Annotated in this window: 12 protein-coding genes; 10 read left to right on the forward strand and 2 right to left on the reverse strand. The window is 68.9% G+C overall.

Annotated elements, in window-relative coordinates; all coding sequences use genetic code 11:
* Positions 1-33: 33 nt before the first annotated feature.
* From MYSTI_RS08740 to gad, 5 genes are all read left to right on the forward strand, one after another.
* Positions 34-846 carry an AraC family transcriptional regulator gene (locus MYSTI_RS08740; protein ID WP_144370023.1) on the forward strand — a complete coding sequence of 271 codons (813 nt, stop codon included), beginning with the start codon at positions 34-36 and terminating at the stop codon, positions 844-846.
* A gap of 44 nt (positions 847-890) precedes the next feature.
* On the forward strand, positions 891-1,463 hold the full coding sequence (locus MYSTI_RS08745; protein ID WP_015347364.1) for a hypothetical protein: 573 nt from the start codon (positions 891-893) through the stop codon (positions 1,461-1,463).
* Between the two features lie 68 nt (positions 1,464-1,531).
* Positions 1,532-1,969: a GFA family protein gene (locus MYSTI_RS08750; protein ID WP_015347365.1), complete on the forward strand. Its 438-nt coding sequence runs from the start codon at positions 1,532-1,534 to the stop codon at positions 1,967-1,969.
* Between the two features lie 143 nt (positions 1,970-2,112).
* A complete protein-coding gene (locus MYSTI_RS08755; RefSeq protein ID WP_015347366.1) occupies positions 2,113-3,939 on the forward strand; it encodes a M4 family metallopeptidase in 1,827 nt (608 codons plus the stop codon).
* A gap of 173 nt (positions 3,940-4,112) precedes the next feature.
* Positions 4,113-5,504, forward strand: a complete 1,392-nt coding sequence (gene gad, locus MYSTI_RS08760; RefSeq protein ID WP_015347367.1) for a glutamate decarboxylase — start codon at positions 4,113-4,115, stop codon at positions 5,502-5,504.
* A 57-nt stretch (positions 5,505-5,561) separates the two neighbouring features.
* On the opposite strand, the gene MYSTI_RS08765 is transcribed toward gad, so the two are convergent.
* Complete coding sequence (locus MYSTI_RS08765; RefSeq protein WP_015347368.1) at positions 5,562-7,031, reverse strand: MDR family MFS transporter; 1,470 nt, start codon at positions 7,029-7,031, stop codon at positions 5,562-5,564.
* Positions 7,032-7,291: 260 nt separating this feature from the next.
* Here MYSTI_RS08765 and MYSTI_RS08770 point away from each other — a divergent pair, with 260 nt between their 5' ends.
* The 3 genes from MYSTI_RS08770 to MYSTI_RS40530 all read left to right on the forward strand — a co-directional run bounded on the left by MYSTI_RS08770 (position 7,292) and on the right by MYSTI_RS40530 (position 10,824).
* Positions 7,292-7,966, forward strand: coding sequence for an SRPBCC family protein (locus tag MYSTI_RS08770; RefSeq protein ID WP_015347369.1), 675 nt, complete (start codon positions 7,292-7,294; stop codon positions 7,964-7,966).
* 81 nt (positions 7,967-8,047) lie between these two features.
* Complete coding sequence (locus MYSTI_RS40525; protein WP_015347370.1) at positions 8,048-9,073, forward strand: M23 family metallopeptidase; 1,026 nt, start codon at positions 8,048-8,050, stop codon at positions 9,071-9,073.
* Between the two features lie 155 nt (positions 9,074-9,228).
* Positions 9,229-10,824 carry a fibronectin type III domain-containing protein gene (locus MYSTI_RS40530; protein WP_015347371.1) on the forward strand — a complete coding sequence of 532 codons (1,596 nt, stop codon included), beginning with the start codon at positions 9,229-9,231 and terminating at the stop codon, positions 10,822-10,824.
* 11 nt (positions 10,825-10,835) lie between these two features.
* Here MYSTI_RS40530 and MYSTI_RS08785 read toward each other — a convergent pair whose 3' ends face one another.
* Positions 10,836-12,656, reverse strand: a complete 1,821-nt coding sequence (locus MYSTI_RS08785; RefSeq protein ID WP_015347372.1) for a hypothetical protein — start codon at positions 12,654-12,656, stop codon at positions 10,836-10,838.
* 144 nt (positions 12,657-12,800) lie between these two features.
* Between MYSTI_RS08785 and MYSTI_RS08790 the strand changes: the two genes are divergently transcribed.
* Positions 12,801-13,190, forward strand: a complete 390-nt coding sequence (locus tag MYSTI_RS08790) for a BlaI/MecI/CopY family transcriptional regulator (RefSeq protein ID WP_015347373.1) — start codon at positions 12,801-12,803, stop codon at positions 13,188-13,190.
* A complete protein-coding gene (locus MYSTI_RS08795) occupies positions 13,187-14,785 on the forward strand; it encodes a M56 family metallopeptidase (protein ID WP_015347374.1) in 1,599 nt (532 codons plus the stop codon). The genes MYSTI_RS08790 and MYSTI_RS08795 overlap by 4 nt, the downstream gene beginning before the upstream one ends.
* Positions 14,786-14,887 lie beyond the last annotated feature (102 nt).

Genomic DNA, 14,887 nt, shown 5'->3' on the forward strand with positions numbered 1-14,887 from the left:
GCACAAATGGACGGGCGTTCCTATAGTCCGGCCATGAGCGAGAACCCGTCGCGCCGGCCTCGAATCACCCTGGGGGTGGAGGTGCGAGAGACGCCCGTGGGAGACGTGCTGTACGCGGCGAGCGCGGACCATGTCCTGAGCGTCCACTCGAGCGCCCCTGTCCGGGTGGCCTGTCCAGCCTCGCTGTCTCGGGATGTCCGCACGCGGGGCGTGCTCAACCTGGTGCCCGCGGGCGTGTCGGAGACGTGGATAGACGACGACGCGGGGGCGACGGTGGACCTGCGGCTGCCTCACTCCCTGCTCCAACGGGCGGCCGAGGACATGGGCCTGGACCCGGACCGGGTCGGGCTGGAGCCCAAGCACCACTTCCGCGACGAGCACATCGAGCACATCGGCTGGGCGATGGAGGCGGAGTACCGCGCGGACTTCCCCAACGGGTTGCTCTATCGGGAGAGCCTGGGGCTGGCCCTGGCCGCCCGGCTGCTGGCCCGGTACCGGGGGCAGGTGGAGGTGCGCGGAGGGCTCGCCACCCCGCAGCTCCAGCGGGTCACCGAGTACGTGGAGGCCCACCTGGAGGGAGACCTGTCCCTCACGCGCCTGTCCCGCGTGGCCGGAGTCAGCGCGTCGCACTTCAAGACGCTCTTCAAGCGCTCCGTGGGTGTGCCCGTCCACGAGTACGTGATTCAGCGCCGGGTGGAGCGCGCCCGCGCCCTCCTGCTGCGCGGCGGCGTGCCCACCGGCCAGGTCGCGCTGGAGGCGGGGTTCTCACACCAGAGTCACATGGCGCGGCACATGCGCCGGGTCCTCGGTGTGACGCCGGGGGCCATCGTCCGCTCCCGCGCCTGAGGGCGGGTTGCCTGGGGACGCGGAGGGAGCGTAGAGCCTCCCCCATGTCCGACTCCGAGACCCCCAGCGCGCGGCTCCTCGACATCTTCCAGGCCAACGACCTCTCCTTCGACTCCGCCGAGGCGGCCTGGGCGCACGCCGAGCACCTCTTCCCCCTGCTCGGGTGGGTGGTGGCCCACTTCCCCGACCCCCTGGCCTTCCAGACCTGCGCCCGGTGGCTGAGCCTCTGCGCCGCCCGCCTCGAGGACGCCCGGCCCGCCGCGGAACTGTTCGCCCAGGCCCGCTCCAGCGTGCACCCGCGGCAGGCCCATATCGTCGCGGGGGGCCTGGGGGACCTGCGCAACCAGTGGATTCTCCAGAAGAAGCCCGCCGCGGCCGCCTTCGCGGACTCCGCCAGCGACCTCGCGGAGACCTGGGCCGCCATCACCACGGGTGAAGCCGACGGGGAGACCGAGGCCTGGGCCCGAGCCAAGGCGGCGACCCGGGCCATGGTGACCGCCTGGGTGATTCACCAGGGGCAGGACTCGGAGGACCCGGCACAGCGGCGTCAGGCCCAGGTGGCGCTGGTGGGCTTCCTCCGCGACGCCCGTGCGGAATCAGGCCTGAAGGAAACCTGACATACACCTGTCACTGCCCTGGGAGATAACCCTCTCACTTCAGTCACTTCACCCCCGGAGACACCCAAATGAGCGACCTGGCCCCGAAGACCTCCTCCTCCCTCAAGAAGTACGTTGGCGGCTGCCACTGTGGCGCGGTGCGGTTCGAGGCGGAGGTGGACCTCGAGGAGGCGGTGAGCCGCTGCAACTGCACCGTCTGCACGAAGATGGGCGGGACGACGACGCAGGCGCCGCCCGCCAGCTTCCGCATCCTCAAGGGTGAGAGCGAGCTGGGCGAGTACCGCGTGGGGGACAGCCGCAACTACCGCAACTTCTGCAAGCACTGCGGCGTCCAGGTCTTCGGCGGGGGCTTCGTGGAGGAGCTCGGCGGGGACTTCCGCTCCATCAACATCGGCTGCCTGGACGACGTGGACATCTCCAAGCTCACCATCCAGTACTGGGACGGGCGCTACAACAACTGGGAGGCGGGTCCCCGTCCCCAGGCGTGGCCGCTCCGCGCGGCGTGATCCACGGCGTCCATCGCCGTCCAGTGAATCCAAGGGGTTGGCTCCGCTGACGTGAAGCGGAGCCGCTTTTCTGCCGCCGAGACACAACCGTGACTCGTGGGTGCCGAAAATAAGAAAGCAATTTCTTCCCTTGGGCCCCCACCATGAAGATTCGCGCAGAAACCCCGAAGCTTCCCGTCACGCGCTCCACCGACACTCGGCCGGCCAAGGTGGAGAACAAGGCCGTGGGGTACTCGCAGGGGTCCTCGTTCGAGGGGCAGGCGAAGCCCGCGCTGGCGAAGCCCGCCACCCCGCTGACGCCGCCCGTGAAGTCCGGCCCGGTGGCCATGGACAGCGCGGCCAGCAAGGAAGCCATCCAGACGACGGTGGACTTCCTCCAGCAGCAGAACACCCCCACCGTGTCGCAGTTGATGGCGGGCCGCTCCACCGTGGTGAACCGCGCGGACTTCGCGCCGCGCGCGGTGGAGAAGGACGACCTGGGCATGACGCACGTGCGGATGGACCGCATGAGCGAGGGCGTCCGCGTCTTTGGCGAGCAGGTGGTGAGCCACCTGGACAAGGCCGGCAAGGTGGACAGCGTCACGGGTGACGTGGCGACCATCCCCGCGGGCCTGGGCAAGAGCCCCACGAAGCTGTCCGCGCAGGACGCGCTGGCCGTGGCCCAGAAGGACTTCGCGGGCAAGACGGACCGCGAGCCCACCACCGAGCGCGTCATCTTCAAGGGGGCCGACGGCCAGTACCGCGCCGCGTACCACGTGCAGATGGCGAACACGACGGACGTGGGCCAGGGCAAGGAGCCGCGCCGCATGAACTACCTGGTCGACGCGCAGACCGGGCAGATGCTGGAGAAGTACAACCAGATGGGCGGCGTGTCGCACGGCCACGGCGCGGACCACGCCCACGGGAAGAAGCCCTCGCTCACCACCACGGAGCCGTCCAAGAAGCCCACGGACCCGTCGACGGAGCCCGCGACGGACAAGGTGAACGACACCACCCAGTACAGCGGCAAGGTGGAGATCGGCAGCACGAAGAACAAGGACGGCACGTACTCGCTGGAGGACAAGAGCCGGGGCGGCGGCGTGGAGACGCGCGATGCGCTCAACCGCGACCCGGACACGGACTCGGTGACGAACAAGGGCGTCTCCGACGACAACGACGTCTGGGGCGAGGCGACCGACGACGCGCGCAACAAGGACGCGGTGGACGCGCAGTACGGCGCCCAGACGACGTACGACTTCTACAAGGACGTGCTCGGCCGCAACTCCATCGACGGCAAGGGCGAGAAGCTCATCTCCGACGTCCACGTGGGCAAGGACTTCGCCAACGCGTTCTGGGACGGCGACAAGATGAACTACGGCGACGGTGACGGCGACCAGTTCGGCTCGCTCACCACGCTGGACATCGCCGGCCACGAAATCACCCACGGCCTCACCGAGCGCACCGCGGGCCTCCAGTACCGCAACGAGTCCGGTGCCCTCAACGAGTCGCTCAGCGACATCATGGGCGTGGGCGTGGAGTGGTACGCCAGCCAGAAGAACGGCGCCGTGAAGTTCGACTGGACGGTGGGCGAGGACACGTACACGCCCAACAACGGCGACCCCACCGACGGCCTGCGCGACATGAGCAACCCGCCCAGCGACGGCATGTCGCCGGACCACTACTCCAAGCGCTACAAGGGCACGCAGGACTACGGCGGCGTGCACATCAACTCGGGCATCCCGAACAACGCCTTCTACCTGCTGTCCGAGGGCGGCAAGAACCGCACCTCCGGCGACGAGGTGAAGCAGGGCATCGGCATCGAGAAGGGCCTGAAGATCTTCGCGCGCGCCCAGAGCTTCTACATGACGCCGACCACCAACTTCACCCAGGCCCGCGAGGCCACGTACAAGGCCGCGCAGGACCTGTACGGCAAGGACTCCGTCGAGGCGAAGACGGTGCTGGAGAGCTGGTCCGCGGTGGGCGTGAAGTAGGCCCGCGCGTTTGAATCTCCTGGAGGGTGCGTGCGGCAACCCGCGCCCTCCAGGTGCAGCAAGGACTTGCCCGCTGGCCCGCCCCTCTCCGGGGAACGAGGCCCGGTTCGACAGGGGAATGCATCTCTCGTCCGAGTGGCCCAGACCCAGGTCACCGACGCTTGGAGATGAACATGCCCCTGCACGGCAAAGAGGAAGTCCGAGACCGCCTCAACGACGACGTCTACGCCTCGCCGGACCTCTCCGTCCCGATGCCGAAGTACCGCATCCCCGACGAGGAGCACAGTCCGGACCATGCGTATGCCGTCGTCCACGACGAGCTGTTGCTCGACGGCAACTCGCGGCAGAACCTGGCCACCTTCTGTCAGACCTGGTCCGAGCCTCAGGTGCACAAGCTCATGGACGAGTGCCTCGACAAGAACATGATCGACAAGGACGAGTACCCGCAGACCGCGGAGATTGAGACGCGGTGCGTGAACATGCTCGCGGACTTGTGGCACGCGCCTCACGCGGCCAGCACCATGGGCTGCTCCACGACGGGCTCCAGCGAGGCGGCCATGCTGGGGGGCCTGGCGCTCAAGTGGCGCTGGCGCGCGAAGCGGAAGGCGGAGGGCAAGTCCACCGACAAGCCCAACCTCATCTGCGGTCCGGTGCAGATTTGCTGGCACAAGTTCGCGCGCTACTTCGACGTGGAGCTGCGCCAGGTGCCGCTCGCGCCGGGCCGCATGGTGATGACGCCCGAGGAGGTGCTCAAGCGCTGCGACGAGAACACCATCGGCGTCGTGCCCACGCTGGGCATCACCTTCAACCTCATCTACGAGCCCGTGCAGGAGATTGCCGCCGCGCTGGATGACCTCCAGAAGCGCACCGGCCTGGACATCCCCATGCACGTGGACGCGGCCAGCGGCGGCTTCCTCGCGCCCTTCATCCACCAGGACGTCGTCTGGGACTTCACGCTGCCGCGCGTGAAGTCCATCAACGCCTCCGGCCACAAGTTCGGCCTCACCCCGCTGGGCTGCGGCTGGGTGGTGTGGCGCGACAAGGAGGACCTGCCCGAGGAGCTCATCTTCCGCGTCGACTACCTGGGCGGCGACATGCCGACCTTCGCGCTGAACTTCTCGCGGCCAGGCGGGCAGATCGTCATCCAGTACTACAACTTCCTCCGGCTGGGGAAGGAAGGCTACCGGCGCTTGCAGCAGTCGTGCTCGGACACCGCGAACTTCATCGCGAAGGCCATCGAGCAGATTGGCCCCTTCGACATCGTCTACGACGGCCGGGGCGGCGTGCCGGGCGTGTGCTGGAAGATGAAGGACGGCGCGAACCCGGGCTTCACGCTCTATGACCTGGCCGACCGCATGCGCGAGCGCGGCTGGCTGGTGCCCGCGTACCCGATGCCGGCGGATATCCACGACATGGTGGTGCAGCGCGTGCTCGTGCGCCATGGCGTCAGCCGGGACCTGGCCACGCTGCTGGTGACGGACCTCATCGCGTGCATCGAGCACTTCAAGCGGCACCCGGTGAGCGCGCCCATGACGCGCGAAGAGGCGTCCGGCTACCACCACTGAGCCCAGGGCTCCTCCACGGAGCGCGTCCCGTGCGTGGGCGCGCTCCGTGCCGCTGCTTCAGTGAGGCGCGGCGGCGCTGCTCGTGGACACCGGCGGCCCGGCGGTGCGCTGGACGCGCGGGAAGAACAAGCCGGAGATGAAGGCCGCCAGCGTGAAGGCGCAGATGAGCCAGAAGTTGATGGTCAACCCCGTGGTCAGCGCGCCGCTGAGGGTCTCCAGCACCTCCGGGGGAATGGCGTGGCCTCGCTCCGGGCCCAAGAGGGCGTTGGTGGCCGACAGGGGAATGCTGGGGTCCTTCATGAGCTGGGACACCATGACGCCTCCCATCAACCCCACGCCCAGCACTCCGCCGATGGTGCGGAAGAACATGTTGCTCGCCGTGGCCACTCCGCGCAGCTCCCACCCCACGCTCGTCTGCACCGCGATGAGCAAGGACGTGGAGGCAAAGCCCAGGCCCACGCCGAACACCCCCAGCGCCACCTGGAGCGCGAGCAGCGACGCGCCCTGCTTGAGCAGGAACGCCATCGCCGTGGCGCCCAGCACCGTCAATCCCAGCCCTCCGACAATGAGCGGCCGGAAGCCCGTGCGCAGCATCACCTTCCCGGCGAGCAGCGCCGCCAGCGGCCAGGCGACAATCATGGGCGTAATCATCCCGCCCGCCACCGTGGGCGTGCTGCCCAGGACGGCCTGGACGTAGAGCGGCACGTACGTGGTGGCCCCGAACATCGCCGCGGAGAACAGCGCCCCGGCGATGGAGGAGACGGCGATGGCGGGGTACTTGAAGATTGTCATCGGGATGACGGGCGCGGCGGCCCGCTTCTCCACCGCGACGAAGGCCGCCAGCAGCACCGCCGCCACCGGCAGCGCCCACAGGTTCATCCCAATCCCTTGCACCCCGATGAGCAGCGCCACCACACCCGCGCACAGGAGCGCGGCGCCCGCGTAGTCCAACTGCTGGGGCTTGTGCTGGACCTCCTCATGGAAGAACGCGATGAGCAGCCCGAAGGTCAACACCGCCACCGGCACATTGATGAAGAATATCCAGTGCCAGCTCAGGTACTTCACGATGAGCCCACCGGTGACGGGGCCGACCAGACCCGCCACGCCCCACACCGCGCTGAAGGCCCCCTGCACGCGGCCTCGCTCCTCCATGGTGTAGAGGTCTCCAATGATGGTGAGCGCGACGGGCTGGATGGCGCCGGCCCCCACGCCTTGGAATATCCGGAAGGCGATGAGCGCGTTCATCGACATCGCCAGGCCACTGGCGATGGAGCCCAGGCAGAACAGCCCGATGCCAAACAACAGCACGGGCTTGCGCCCGTACAAGTCGGACAACTTGCCGTAGATGGGCACGGTGATGGTGGAGGCCAGCAGGTACGCGGTGAAGACCCACGCATAGCTCTGGATGCCCCCCAGCTCGCCCACCACGGTGGGCATCGCGGTGGACACGACGGTGACCTCCAACGCCGCCGTGAAAAGGCTCAGGGCCAACGCCAACGTGGTCAGGGGTCGGTGGGTCTTTCTCATGCGCTCCGGTGCGGTAGATGACCCATTCACTTGTAATGGGTGCCTTCTCGAGTCGCCAGCGCCAATCTTTCCGCGCACTTGGAAAGGCAGGGGAAATTCGGGAAACGCGTGTCGATCGGTGCCTTTCTCGTTCGTCGCCGCTGCTGAGCGGCGAATTCGCGCTCGGTCCACGGCCCGGGGGGGCCCGAATCGCGGTCGGACCGACGTGCGCCGTCCATTCGAGGACGCTTCAAACCGTCCTCGCGCGCGCGGGAGCATTCATGAAGAAGACGCCAGGAATCATCGTGGTCGCCATCGCCGTCCTGCTGCTCGCCGTCGGCCGCAGGCCGGACACGTTTCGCGTCGAACGGAGCGCGACCATCCAGGCGCCCGCGGAGGTGGTGTTCTCACTGGTGAACGACTTTCGTCGGTGGGAGCAGTGGTCGCCGTGGTGGAAGTTGGAGCCCACGCAGCAGGTGGCCTTCGCCGGTTCCGCGGAAGGCGTGGGGGCTGTCTATGAATGGCGCGGTGAGCGCACGGGCTCCGGGCGGATGGAAATCGTGGAGAGCCAGCCCAACACCTATGTGCGAATCCGGCTCGACTTCACCGAGCCGATGCGCGCCACCAACACCACGGAGTACGTGCTGACGCCCGTGCCCGGCGGCGTGGCGCTGACGTGGGTGATGTCCGGAGAGAACACCTTCGCTGGCAAGGTGCTCCAGCTCTTCGCCAGCATGGACGAGATGATGGGCCGCGACTTCGAGCGCGGACTGGCCGACATCAAGCACCTGGCCGAGTCCCCTCAAGGCGCCTCCGCGCAACCGTCCATGGGCGAGGCGGGGCTCCACTTCCACGGAGACACCCTCGAGCGCGACGCGGACCGGGACGTCGTCGTCACCCGGGGCCTGGAGACGCCCCTCATCCACTCGCGAAAGTCCCGCCCGGTGCGTGAGTAGGGGATTGGGCGGGGAGGTGTGTAACCGTGATTTTTCTCCTGACGTAGTGGGATTCGTACCCCGCTTGTAAGGAGATTGCCCATGTCCCCGAAGATCTGCCGGACCCCGACGCCGACCACGACCAAGACGTGCAACCACGACAAGGGGAACACCGAGAAGCCCCAGTCCAAGCTGGTGTCGCCGCTCGACAAGCCGCTGCCGAAGAGCAACCCGAGCTTCAGCCGGCCGGATGGGAAGGAAGGGATGCCGGATGGCAAGGGGGGCTTCCGCCACGGCGGGCTCGACTGGTTCGCCAAGGCGGGCACCAACGTCCGGGCGCCCGTCGACGGCAAGGTCATCGAGGTGAAGCAGTCGAAGGGCTCATCGGGTCAGGTCTTCGGCGGCACGGTGAAGGTGGAGGGCAAGGACGGCAAGGTCTGGGTCTTCCGCCACGTGGACCCCGCGAAGGTGAAGGTGGGCCAGAAGGTGCAGGCCGGTGACACCATCGCGAAGGTCTCGGACTGGAAGGGCACCTCCAGCGACCACGTCCACATGGAGGTCTGGAAGAACCTCAAGGGCGGGTACAACTTCAACAACGCCATCGACCCGGTGAAGGCCCTCCAGGGCGCCTCGCGGGACGTCAACGGCACCACCACCTCCGGGCCGGGCCCGTCCAAGCCGAGCACCACGTCCAGCACGTCGCCCAACTCGGCGTCCGGCACGCGGCCTGGCTCCCCGCTGGGGTGCGTCGGGATTTCCCTCAACAAGAGCCCTTACGCGCCCGACGGCTTCGATGCCGGGAGCAACTCGGGGAACGTCGTCGCCAGCAGCGGCGACGGGTTCGACGCCGTGGACTTCTCCATGAACGGGAGCGCCAACGGCGCCAACGTCAATGGCGCCAGCGTCAACGGCAACGCGAGCATCTCCGACCTGTTCGATTCCGGGTGCTTCCCCAACCAGGGTGGCACGAGCATCCCCGGCACGCCTCCCAGCAAGCCAGACGTGTCCCATACCGGGTGCATCCCCCAGAAGGATGATGTCACCCGGCCGGCCGACACCTCCACGGGCTCCATGTCCGGCACCATCATGACGTTCATGTGGCGCTGGGACCATGTCGCGCAGGCGTGAGCCTCACTCCTGATGATTGGGTGACAATTGCCTCCATGTGACAATCCATCGTCCAGGGGCTCCCCACGGTGCCGCCACCTGTGTCGCGAGAGCGACAAGCAAGGGGAACCCTTGGACGATGTTGTGCTCGCCGCGCATCAGGCACAACTGGTGGCATGGCGGAGAACACGCTGGTGGTGGTGGCGCGTCCGGAGTGGGTTCCAGGTGGGAGTCCGTGGTGGTCGACCTGCAAGGTCACCCTGCTGAACCTGACGGATGCGGCGGTCGTCAATCCCTACATCTCGTTCAAGGTGGGGCCGAAGCAGGTCCTCTTGAACAATCACGGCCTGGACTGGACGCGAAAGGGAGACACGGTGTCGGGCTATCTCGTGCCCGAGCGCCAGGTGATTCCACCGCGCTCCTCCCGGGAGTTCCGGCTGTCGGTGCAGGGAACCGGACAGAGTCAGGGGCCGCTGCCCTCGCGGTTCACCGTCAACGGGAAACCCGCGGACCCGCCCGAGGACCACGAGCCTCCCTCCATGCCCAGACGTGTGCGCGCCAGCCTGGTGGGCTCTCGACTCATCACCCTGGACTGGGATGCGTCTCGCGACAACGTCGCCGTCGCGGGCTATCGCGTGTCGTTCTCCGCGGGTGAGGGCGGGGAGGTCTACACGCTCACCACCGCGCGGCCGAGCGTGACGATTGCCGGACTCGCCTCGGCGACGGAGTACCGGATATCGGTGGTGGCGTTCGACGTGTCTGACAATCCATCGAAGCCGTCGGACGGGGTGAAGGTGCGCACGGGGCCTCCGCTGCCGGACATGGGGGACTGGGACGTGTCGAAGGCCCCGTTCCTGGACTTCACCGCCTGGCCCACGCCCAAGGTGGCCCGGTTCGCGAGGGAGACGCGGCTGGACGGCTTCATCCTGGGCTTCCTCTCGGCGCGGCGAGGCGGCGACAAGACGCTGTGCTGGGGTGGCAACGACCTGGTCGTGGACGCGGAGGATGGACGCTCCTTCAGCGGGAACGCGACGGTCTCCGACTACGGCAAGAAGGACCTCCAGGAGTTCCGCAAGCAGGGCGGGAAGGTGGTGCTGTCCCTGGGCGGGACGGCGTCGGGAGTGCCCCTGGAGGCGGAGGAGACGGACGTGGCCCGGCTCGTCGCCTGCTACGCGGCGGTGCTTCGCAACTACGAGGTGCGGCACCTCGACTTCTCCTTCGAGAGCAGCTTCCTCCACGACGAGGAGGGGCTGGAGCGCCATGTCTCGGCCATGTCCCAACTGTTGGCCGTGTACCCGACGCTGAAGCTCTCCTACTCGCTGCCGGTGGATGGCGCGCCGGGCTCGCTGGTGGGCTTCAACGATGAAGGCGTGCGACTGCTGCGCAGGCTGGCCTCGGCGGGAATCGAGCCGTCGCTCATCAACGGCATGTTGATGGAGTTCGGGCTGGCGGCGCCCCGGGATGCGTTCGACTGCTGTGTCCACGCGCTCGAAGGCATGCACGCGCACATCGCCGCCGCCTTTCCGCACTGGGGCACGGAGAAGGTCTGGCGGCGCATGGGGGCCTGTCCCATGTTCGGCCGCCACATCAACGGCCGCGAGTTCACGCTGGACCACCAGCGCAAGCTGGCGGACTTCGCGCGGAAGCATCAGCTCGGGTGTCTCTCCGGCTGGGAAGTCACCATGGACGGGCGACAGGGCCGGCTGGACTTCTGCAAGTGCATCGCGGCCCGTGGGCCCGGGACTCCCGACGAGGAGCTGGCCGCGGGGTAGGGCGTCCGGGCTCAGTCGGGGCGAGGCAGCGCGTGGAGCCAGAGCGTCATCAGCTGGTCGTGGGCGTTTCCCGTGGAGCGCTCACCCAGCGCATGCAGCGCGGTGCCCAGCTTCTGCTCGAGCTTCGTGAGCGCCTGACGCGCTTGTGCGGAGACGTCCGCGGACAGGGTGGGCTCGCTGTGTCGGCCCGCCTTGCGCAGCGCGAGCAGCGTGCCCAGTCCCTCCGTGTCCTTCAGCACGGCCTCCAGCGCGCGAGCGGGCGCGGAGCCAGGGGAGGGCTGGGCCTTGTGCAGGGCCTTGAGCGCGCGGTCCAGGTACTTGGAGGCGTCGATGGCGTGGGTGGGCTCCCGCTCGCCCAGGTGCTCGAGGGCGTTCCAGGCATTCTCCTGCGCGGACACCCGGTACTGCGCGGGTGAGAGCGGCACGGTGTCGCCGCGCTGTCCGTTCTCGACGACGTCGATGAACGCGGAGAGCGACGTGTACGCCTCGGAGGCGTAGAGCCACGCGCGCATCTGGGCGTCGTGGACCTGGATGTTCGCCCGATGGAGCGCCTCGGGGGCCGCGTGTTGCCGCTGACGCGCGTCCATCGCGGCGTCGACGGTGTGCAGGGCCTCGATGTACAGCTCGGTGCCCGCCAGCTTCGCGAGGGTCGCCGTGTCGAGCCTCGGGTGCTCCTGTCGCAGGCGCTCGGTGGTGTGCTTCAGGGCCTCGCGTGCATGGCGCGCCAGCTCGACGGCCTCGGGGTCCAGGGACACTCCGGCCTGCCCCGCGCGCTGGAGCAGTTCCTGGACGTGCTCGGTGGAGAGCAGCGCGGCGGCCTGCGTATAGACCTGCTCGCGTGCGTTGAGCGGGGCCGCGATGGCCTCCCACGCCGCGCCTTGGGGACGCGAGACGCCGTCGAGCATGTTGGCGTCGAGCAGGAAGCTCGCGGGCAGGCCCAGCCGGTCCTGGATGGAGCGATTGAACGCCTGGAGCAGCGTCGCGTAGGCGGACGGAAGGTCTCCTCGGCTCGAAGGGGAGGGCGTCGCCGCAAGGGCCACGCTGATGTCCAGGTCGGACGCGGGGTTCTTGCTGCCCGGTGCCCGGAACGTGGCGCCGTGGGGGCTGGTCCACTCCGACTTGCGTTGGCTCGACGTCTCCCGGTGGAGCACACCGCGAAGGTAGTCGTCGGTGAACTGCTCCTGGGGGAAGGCGCGCTCGGCCTGGTGGACCGCGTCGTTGATGGCGTCGGAGACCAGCTCGTCCCGGTAGGCGTTGATCAACTCGAGCGGGCTCTGGATGTGGGTCGCGAGTCCCGGCGCGAGCTGTCGCAGGTGCTCCTGGAAGCGCGCGCGGGATTCGGGGGTGTCCTCGGAGAGGAGCTTCCCCACGGTGTCGCCCCAGCTCTTGGGGGCGTCACCTTCCTGGCCCAGGAGGATTCGTCGCGCCTCCAGCTCCATCGCGGGATGAAGGCCGTGCGCCGTCTCCTTCCAGCGCGCCAGATGCGCCAGCCCCGCGCGCGTCTGGGGGCCCGTGGACCGGACCCGGAACTTCGCGCCACGGAACGGGACCGAGGGGCCCGCGCTCCCCGCGCTCTTCGGGGCCTGCTGTGGTGCGGGGGGCTGCCGCGCCTGGGCTCGTGGGCGGGTGCCCAGCACCTTCGCGCGCTCCTCTTGGGGGTTGCCGGTGGCCTCGAAGCTCGACGCGGGGGCGGGCCTGGCGGGGCGCGGGGCTTCCGACGGCTCGGCGGCGGCGGCCTCGTCGCGCTGGCGGGCCTCCTCGGCGCGGCGGGCTGCCTCCGCGGCGCGCTTCCCCGCTGCGCCACTGCCTCCAATGGAAGGTGGATTCGCCATGGTTCACCTCTCTCGAGTCACCTGCCGTAACGCCGTACTCCCGAGGTCCGCACTCCATTGCGACACCGCTTGGGATGAACTGACTCCGCGTGAAGTACGATTCGAATCGTTGACAACATACGATTCGAATCGTAGTTTGAAGCCATGACAACGGATGCCATTCCCTCCGAGGTGGAGCTCGCGATTCTGGGCGTGCTCTGGAAGCGCGGCCCCAGCACCGTCCGGGATGTTCACGAGGCCCTGGGCCGCGAGGACGGGAAGGGCGCCGGCTACACCACGACGCTGAAGCAGCTTCAGGTCATGGCGGCCAAGGGACTGGTGAGCCGCGATGAGAGTGCTCGCAGCCACGTCTATGCCGCGAGCGTCGCGGAAGCCCGCACCAAGCGTCAGTTGGTGAAGGACCTGCTGGACCGCGTCTTCGGAGGCGCGTCGGGGGCGCTCGCGGTGCAGGCGCTGTCGCTCAAGCCCGCGTCCAAGGAGGAGCTGGATGACCTGCGCCGCCTGCTGGATGAGGGGAAGGGGGGCAAGTCATGAGCCTCGCGACGGTGCTGGAGGTCTGGGGGCAGGCCCTGCTGCGCTGGCTGGCGCACGGGGTGTGGCAGACGAGCGTCGTCGTGTTGGCCGTGGCGGGGGCGTGGTGGTTGCTGCGCCATCGCTCGGCGCGGGCTCGCTATGTCGTGGGATGTCTGGGTTTGGCGCTGGTGGTGCTCGCGCCCCTGTCCACCTTGTGGATGACGGCCTCGCGGGGCGCGCCCGTGGAGTGGGTGTGGACGATGGGCGGCCCGGGCGTGGAGCAGGCGCGTCCCGAGCTGTCTCCCGTGGATGGCTCGGAGGCTCGGGCGAGCGCCGTGGCCGAGGAGCCGGCGCCCGCGAGTACCTGGACGGCGAAGCTGCCCTGGATGCTGGGCGGGCTCTGGCTGCTGGGGGCTTGTGTGGGATTGGTGCGGCTGGCCCGGGGCTGGCAACGGACGGCACGCAGGCTGGTGCGGCCGGCGACGCGGGTCTCCTCCGACGTGAGTGGATTGGTGTCGCGGGTCGCGGAGCGTCTGGGATTGCGGCGCCCGGTGCGGGTGCTGGAGTCGGCGCTCGCGCCGTCGCCCATGGTGCTGGGGGTGGTGCGTCCGTTGCTGTTGCTTCCCAGTGGCGTGAGGGCGCGGCTGTCCGAGGCGCAGCTGGAGGCGGTGCTGGCGCATGAGCTGGCCCACGTGCGCCGCCACGATGCCTTCGTCAACTTCGTGCAGTGCCTGGTGGACGTGGTGTTCTTCTTCCATCCGGCCGCGCGCTGGTTGTCCCAGCGGGTGCGGATGGAGCGCGAGTTCTGCTGTGACGACGCGGCGGTGAGCCTGTGTGGCAGCGCGCGGATGTACTCCGGGGCGCTGCTGGGGTTGGAGGAGCTTCGCCAGGAGGGCGGCGTGCTGGCGCTGGGCGCGGGGGGACATCCCCTGGCGTCGCGGGTGCGGCGGCTGCTCGGTCATGCTCCCGCGGTGGAGATGCCCAGGGGGGCGCGCCAGGTCCTGCGCGTGGGGGGGCTGGCGGGAGTGCTGGTGGTCTCGGGGATGGCCTGGGCCTGGGAGGCGCCCACGCGGAGCGTCCCCGGGACGTCGGTGCTCGCGTCCGCGACGTGCTCGCGGCCCGTGTATCCGAAGGACTTCACCGCCATCGCCTCGTACGAGAACCAGGGGCGCACGATTCGCAGCCGCGTCTCCGTCTCCCGCTGCGGGCGCATCCGCTTGGAGCCGGCCGATGGCACGCCCGCGGTGGCGCTCCTGTACGACGTGAGCACGCTGGAGCGCGTGGCCCTGGACGGAGCCGAGCGCACCTACGACCTGCTTCCGGAGCGCGGAGACCTGGGCCTTCCCCTGCACCTGCCCGGAGGCTGCGGCGAGCGGAAGACGGACTGCGCGCGCCAGGGCGACGAGGTGGTGGCGGGCCGCCGCGCCGAGCGCTGGCACCGCATCCACGCGCCGCATGACACCGTGACGCAGTGGATGGACAAGGAGCTCGGGTATCCCATCCGCGAGACGTCCGACCTCTTCGGCACCGTCACGCTCTCGGATATCCAGGTGGGTGATTTGGGCGCCGCGCGCTTCGTCATCCCCAGCGACTACCGCATCCTGGCCTCACCGTAACCCCGCGCTGGCCGCCGCCGTATCCCTCCTCGCGAGGCCAGCGCCTTCCTCTCCTGTCTCCAAGCCGTTGAGCGGCGGCTGCGCCGGGCCTCCAGGTCCGTC

Source organism: Myxococcus stipitatus DSM 14675 (genome assembly GCF_000331735.1).
In the GTDB taxonomy this organism is placed as follows: domain Bacteria; phylum Myxococcota; class Myxococcia; order Myxococcales; family Myxococcaceae; genus Myxococcus; species Myxococcus stipitatus.

Coding starts and splice junctions, on each gene's coding strand:
- MYSTI_RS08795 (WP_015347374.1), top strand. CDS start 13,187: ATGAGCCTCGCGACGGTGCTGGAGGTCTGGGGGCAGGCCCTGCTGCGC.
- MYSTI_RS08785 (WP_015347372.1), bottom strand. CDS start 12,656: ATGGCGAATCCACCTTCCATTGGAGGCAGTGGCGCAGCGGGGAAGCGC.
- MYSTI_RS40530 (WP_015347371.1), top strand. CDS start 9,229: ATGGCGGAGAACACGCTGGTGGTGGTGGCGCGTCCGGAGTGGGTTCCA.
- MYSTI_RS08770 (WP_015347369.1), top strand. CDS start 7,292: ATGAAGAAGACGCCAGGAATCATCGTGGTCGCCATCGCCGTCCTGCTG.
- MYSTI_RS08740 (WP_144370023.1), top strand. CDS start 34: ATGAGCGAGAACCCGTCGCGCCGGCCTCGAATCACCCTGGGGGTGGAG.
- gad (WP_015347367.1), top strand. CDS start 4,113: ATGCCCCTGCACGGCAAAGAGGAAGTCCGAGACCGCCTCAACGACGAC.
- MYSTI_RS08765 (WP_015347368.1), bottom strand. CDS start 7,031: ATGAGAAAGACCCACCGACCCCTGACCACGTTGGCGTTGGCCCTGAGC.
- MYSTI_RS08755 (WP_015347366.1), top strand. CDS start 2,113: ATGAAGATTCGCGCAGAAACCCCGAAGCTTCCCGTCACGCGCTCCACC.
- MYSTI_RS08750 (WP_015347365.1), top strand. CDS start 1,532: ATGAGCGACCTGGCCCCGAAGACCTCCTCCTCCCTCAAGAAGTACGTT.
- MYSTI_RS40525 (WP_015347370.1), top strand. CDS start 8,048: ATGTCCCCGAAGATCTGCCGGACCCCGACGCCGACCACGACCAAGACG.
- MYSTI_RS08790 (WP_015347373.1), top strand. CDS start 12,801: ATGACAACGGATGCCATTCCCTCCGAGGTGGAGCTCGCGATTCTGGGC.
- MYSTI_RS08745 (WP_015347364.1), top strand. CDS start 891: ATGTCCGACTCCGAGACCCCCAGCGCGCGGCTCCTCGACATCTTCCAG.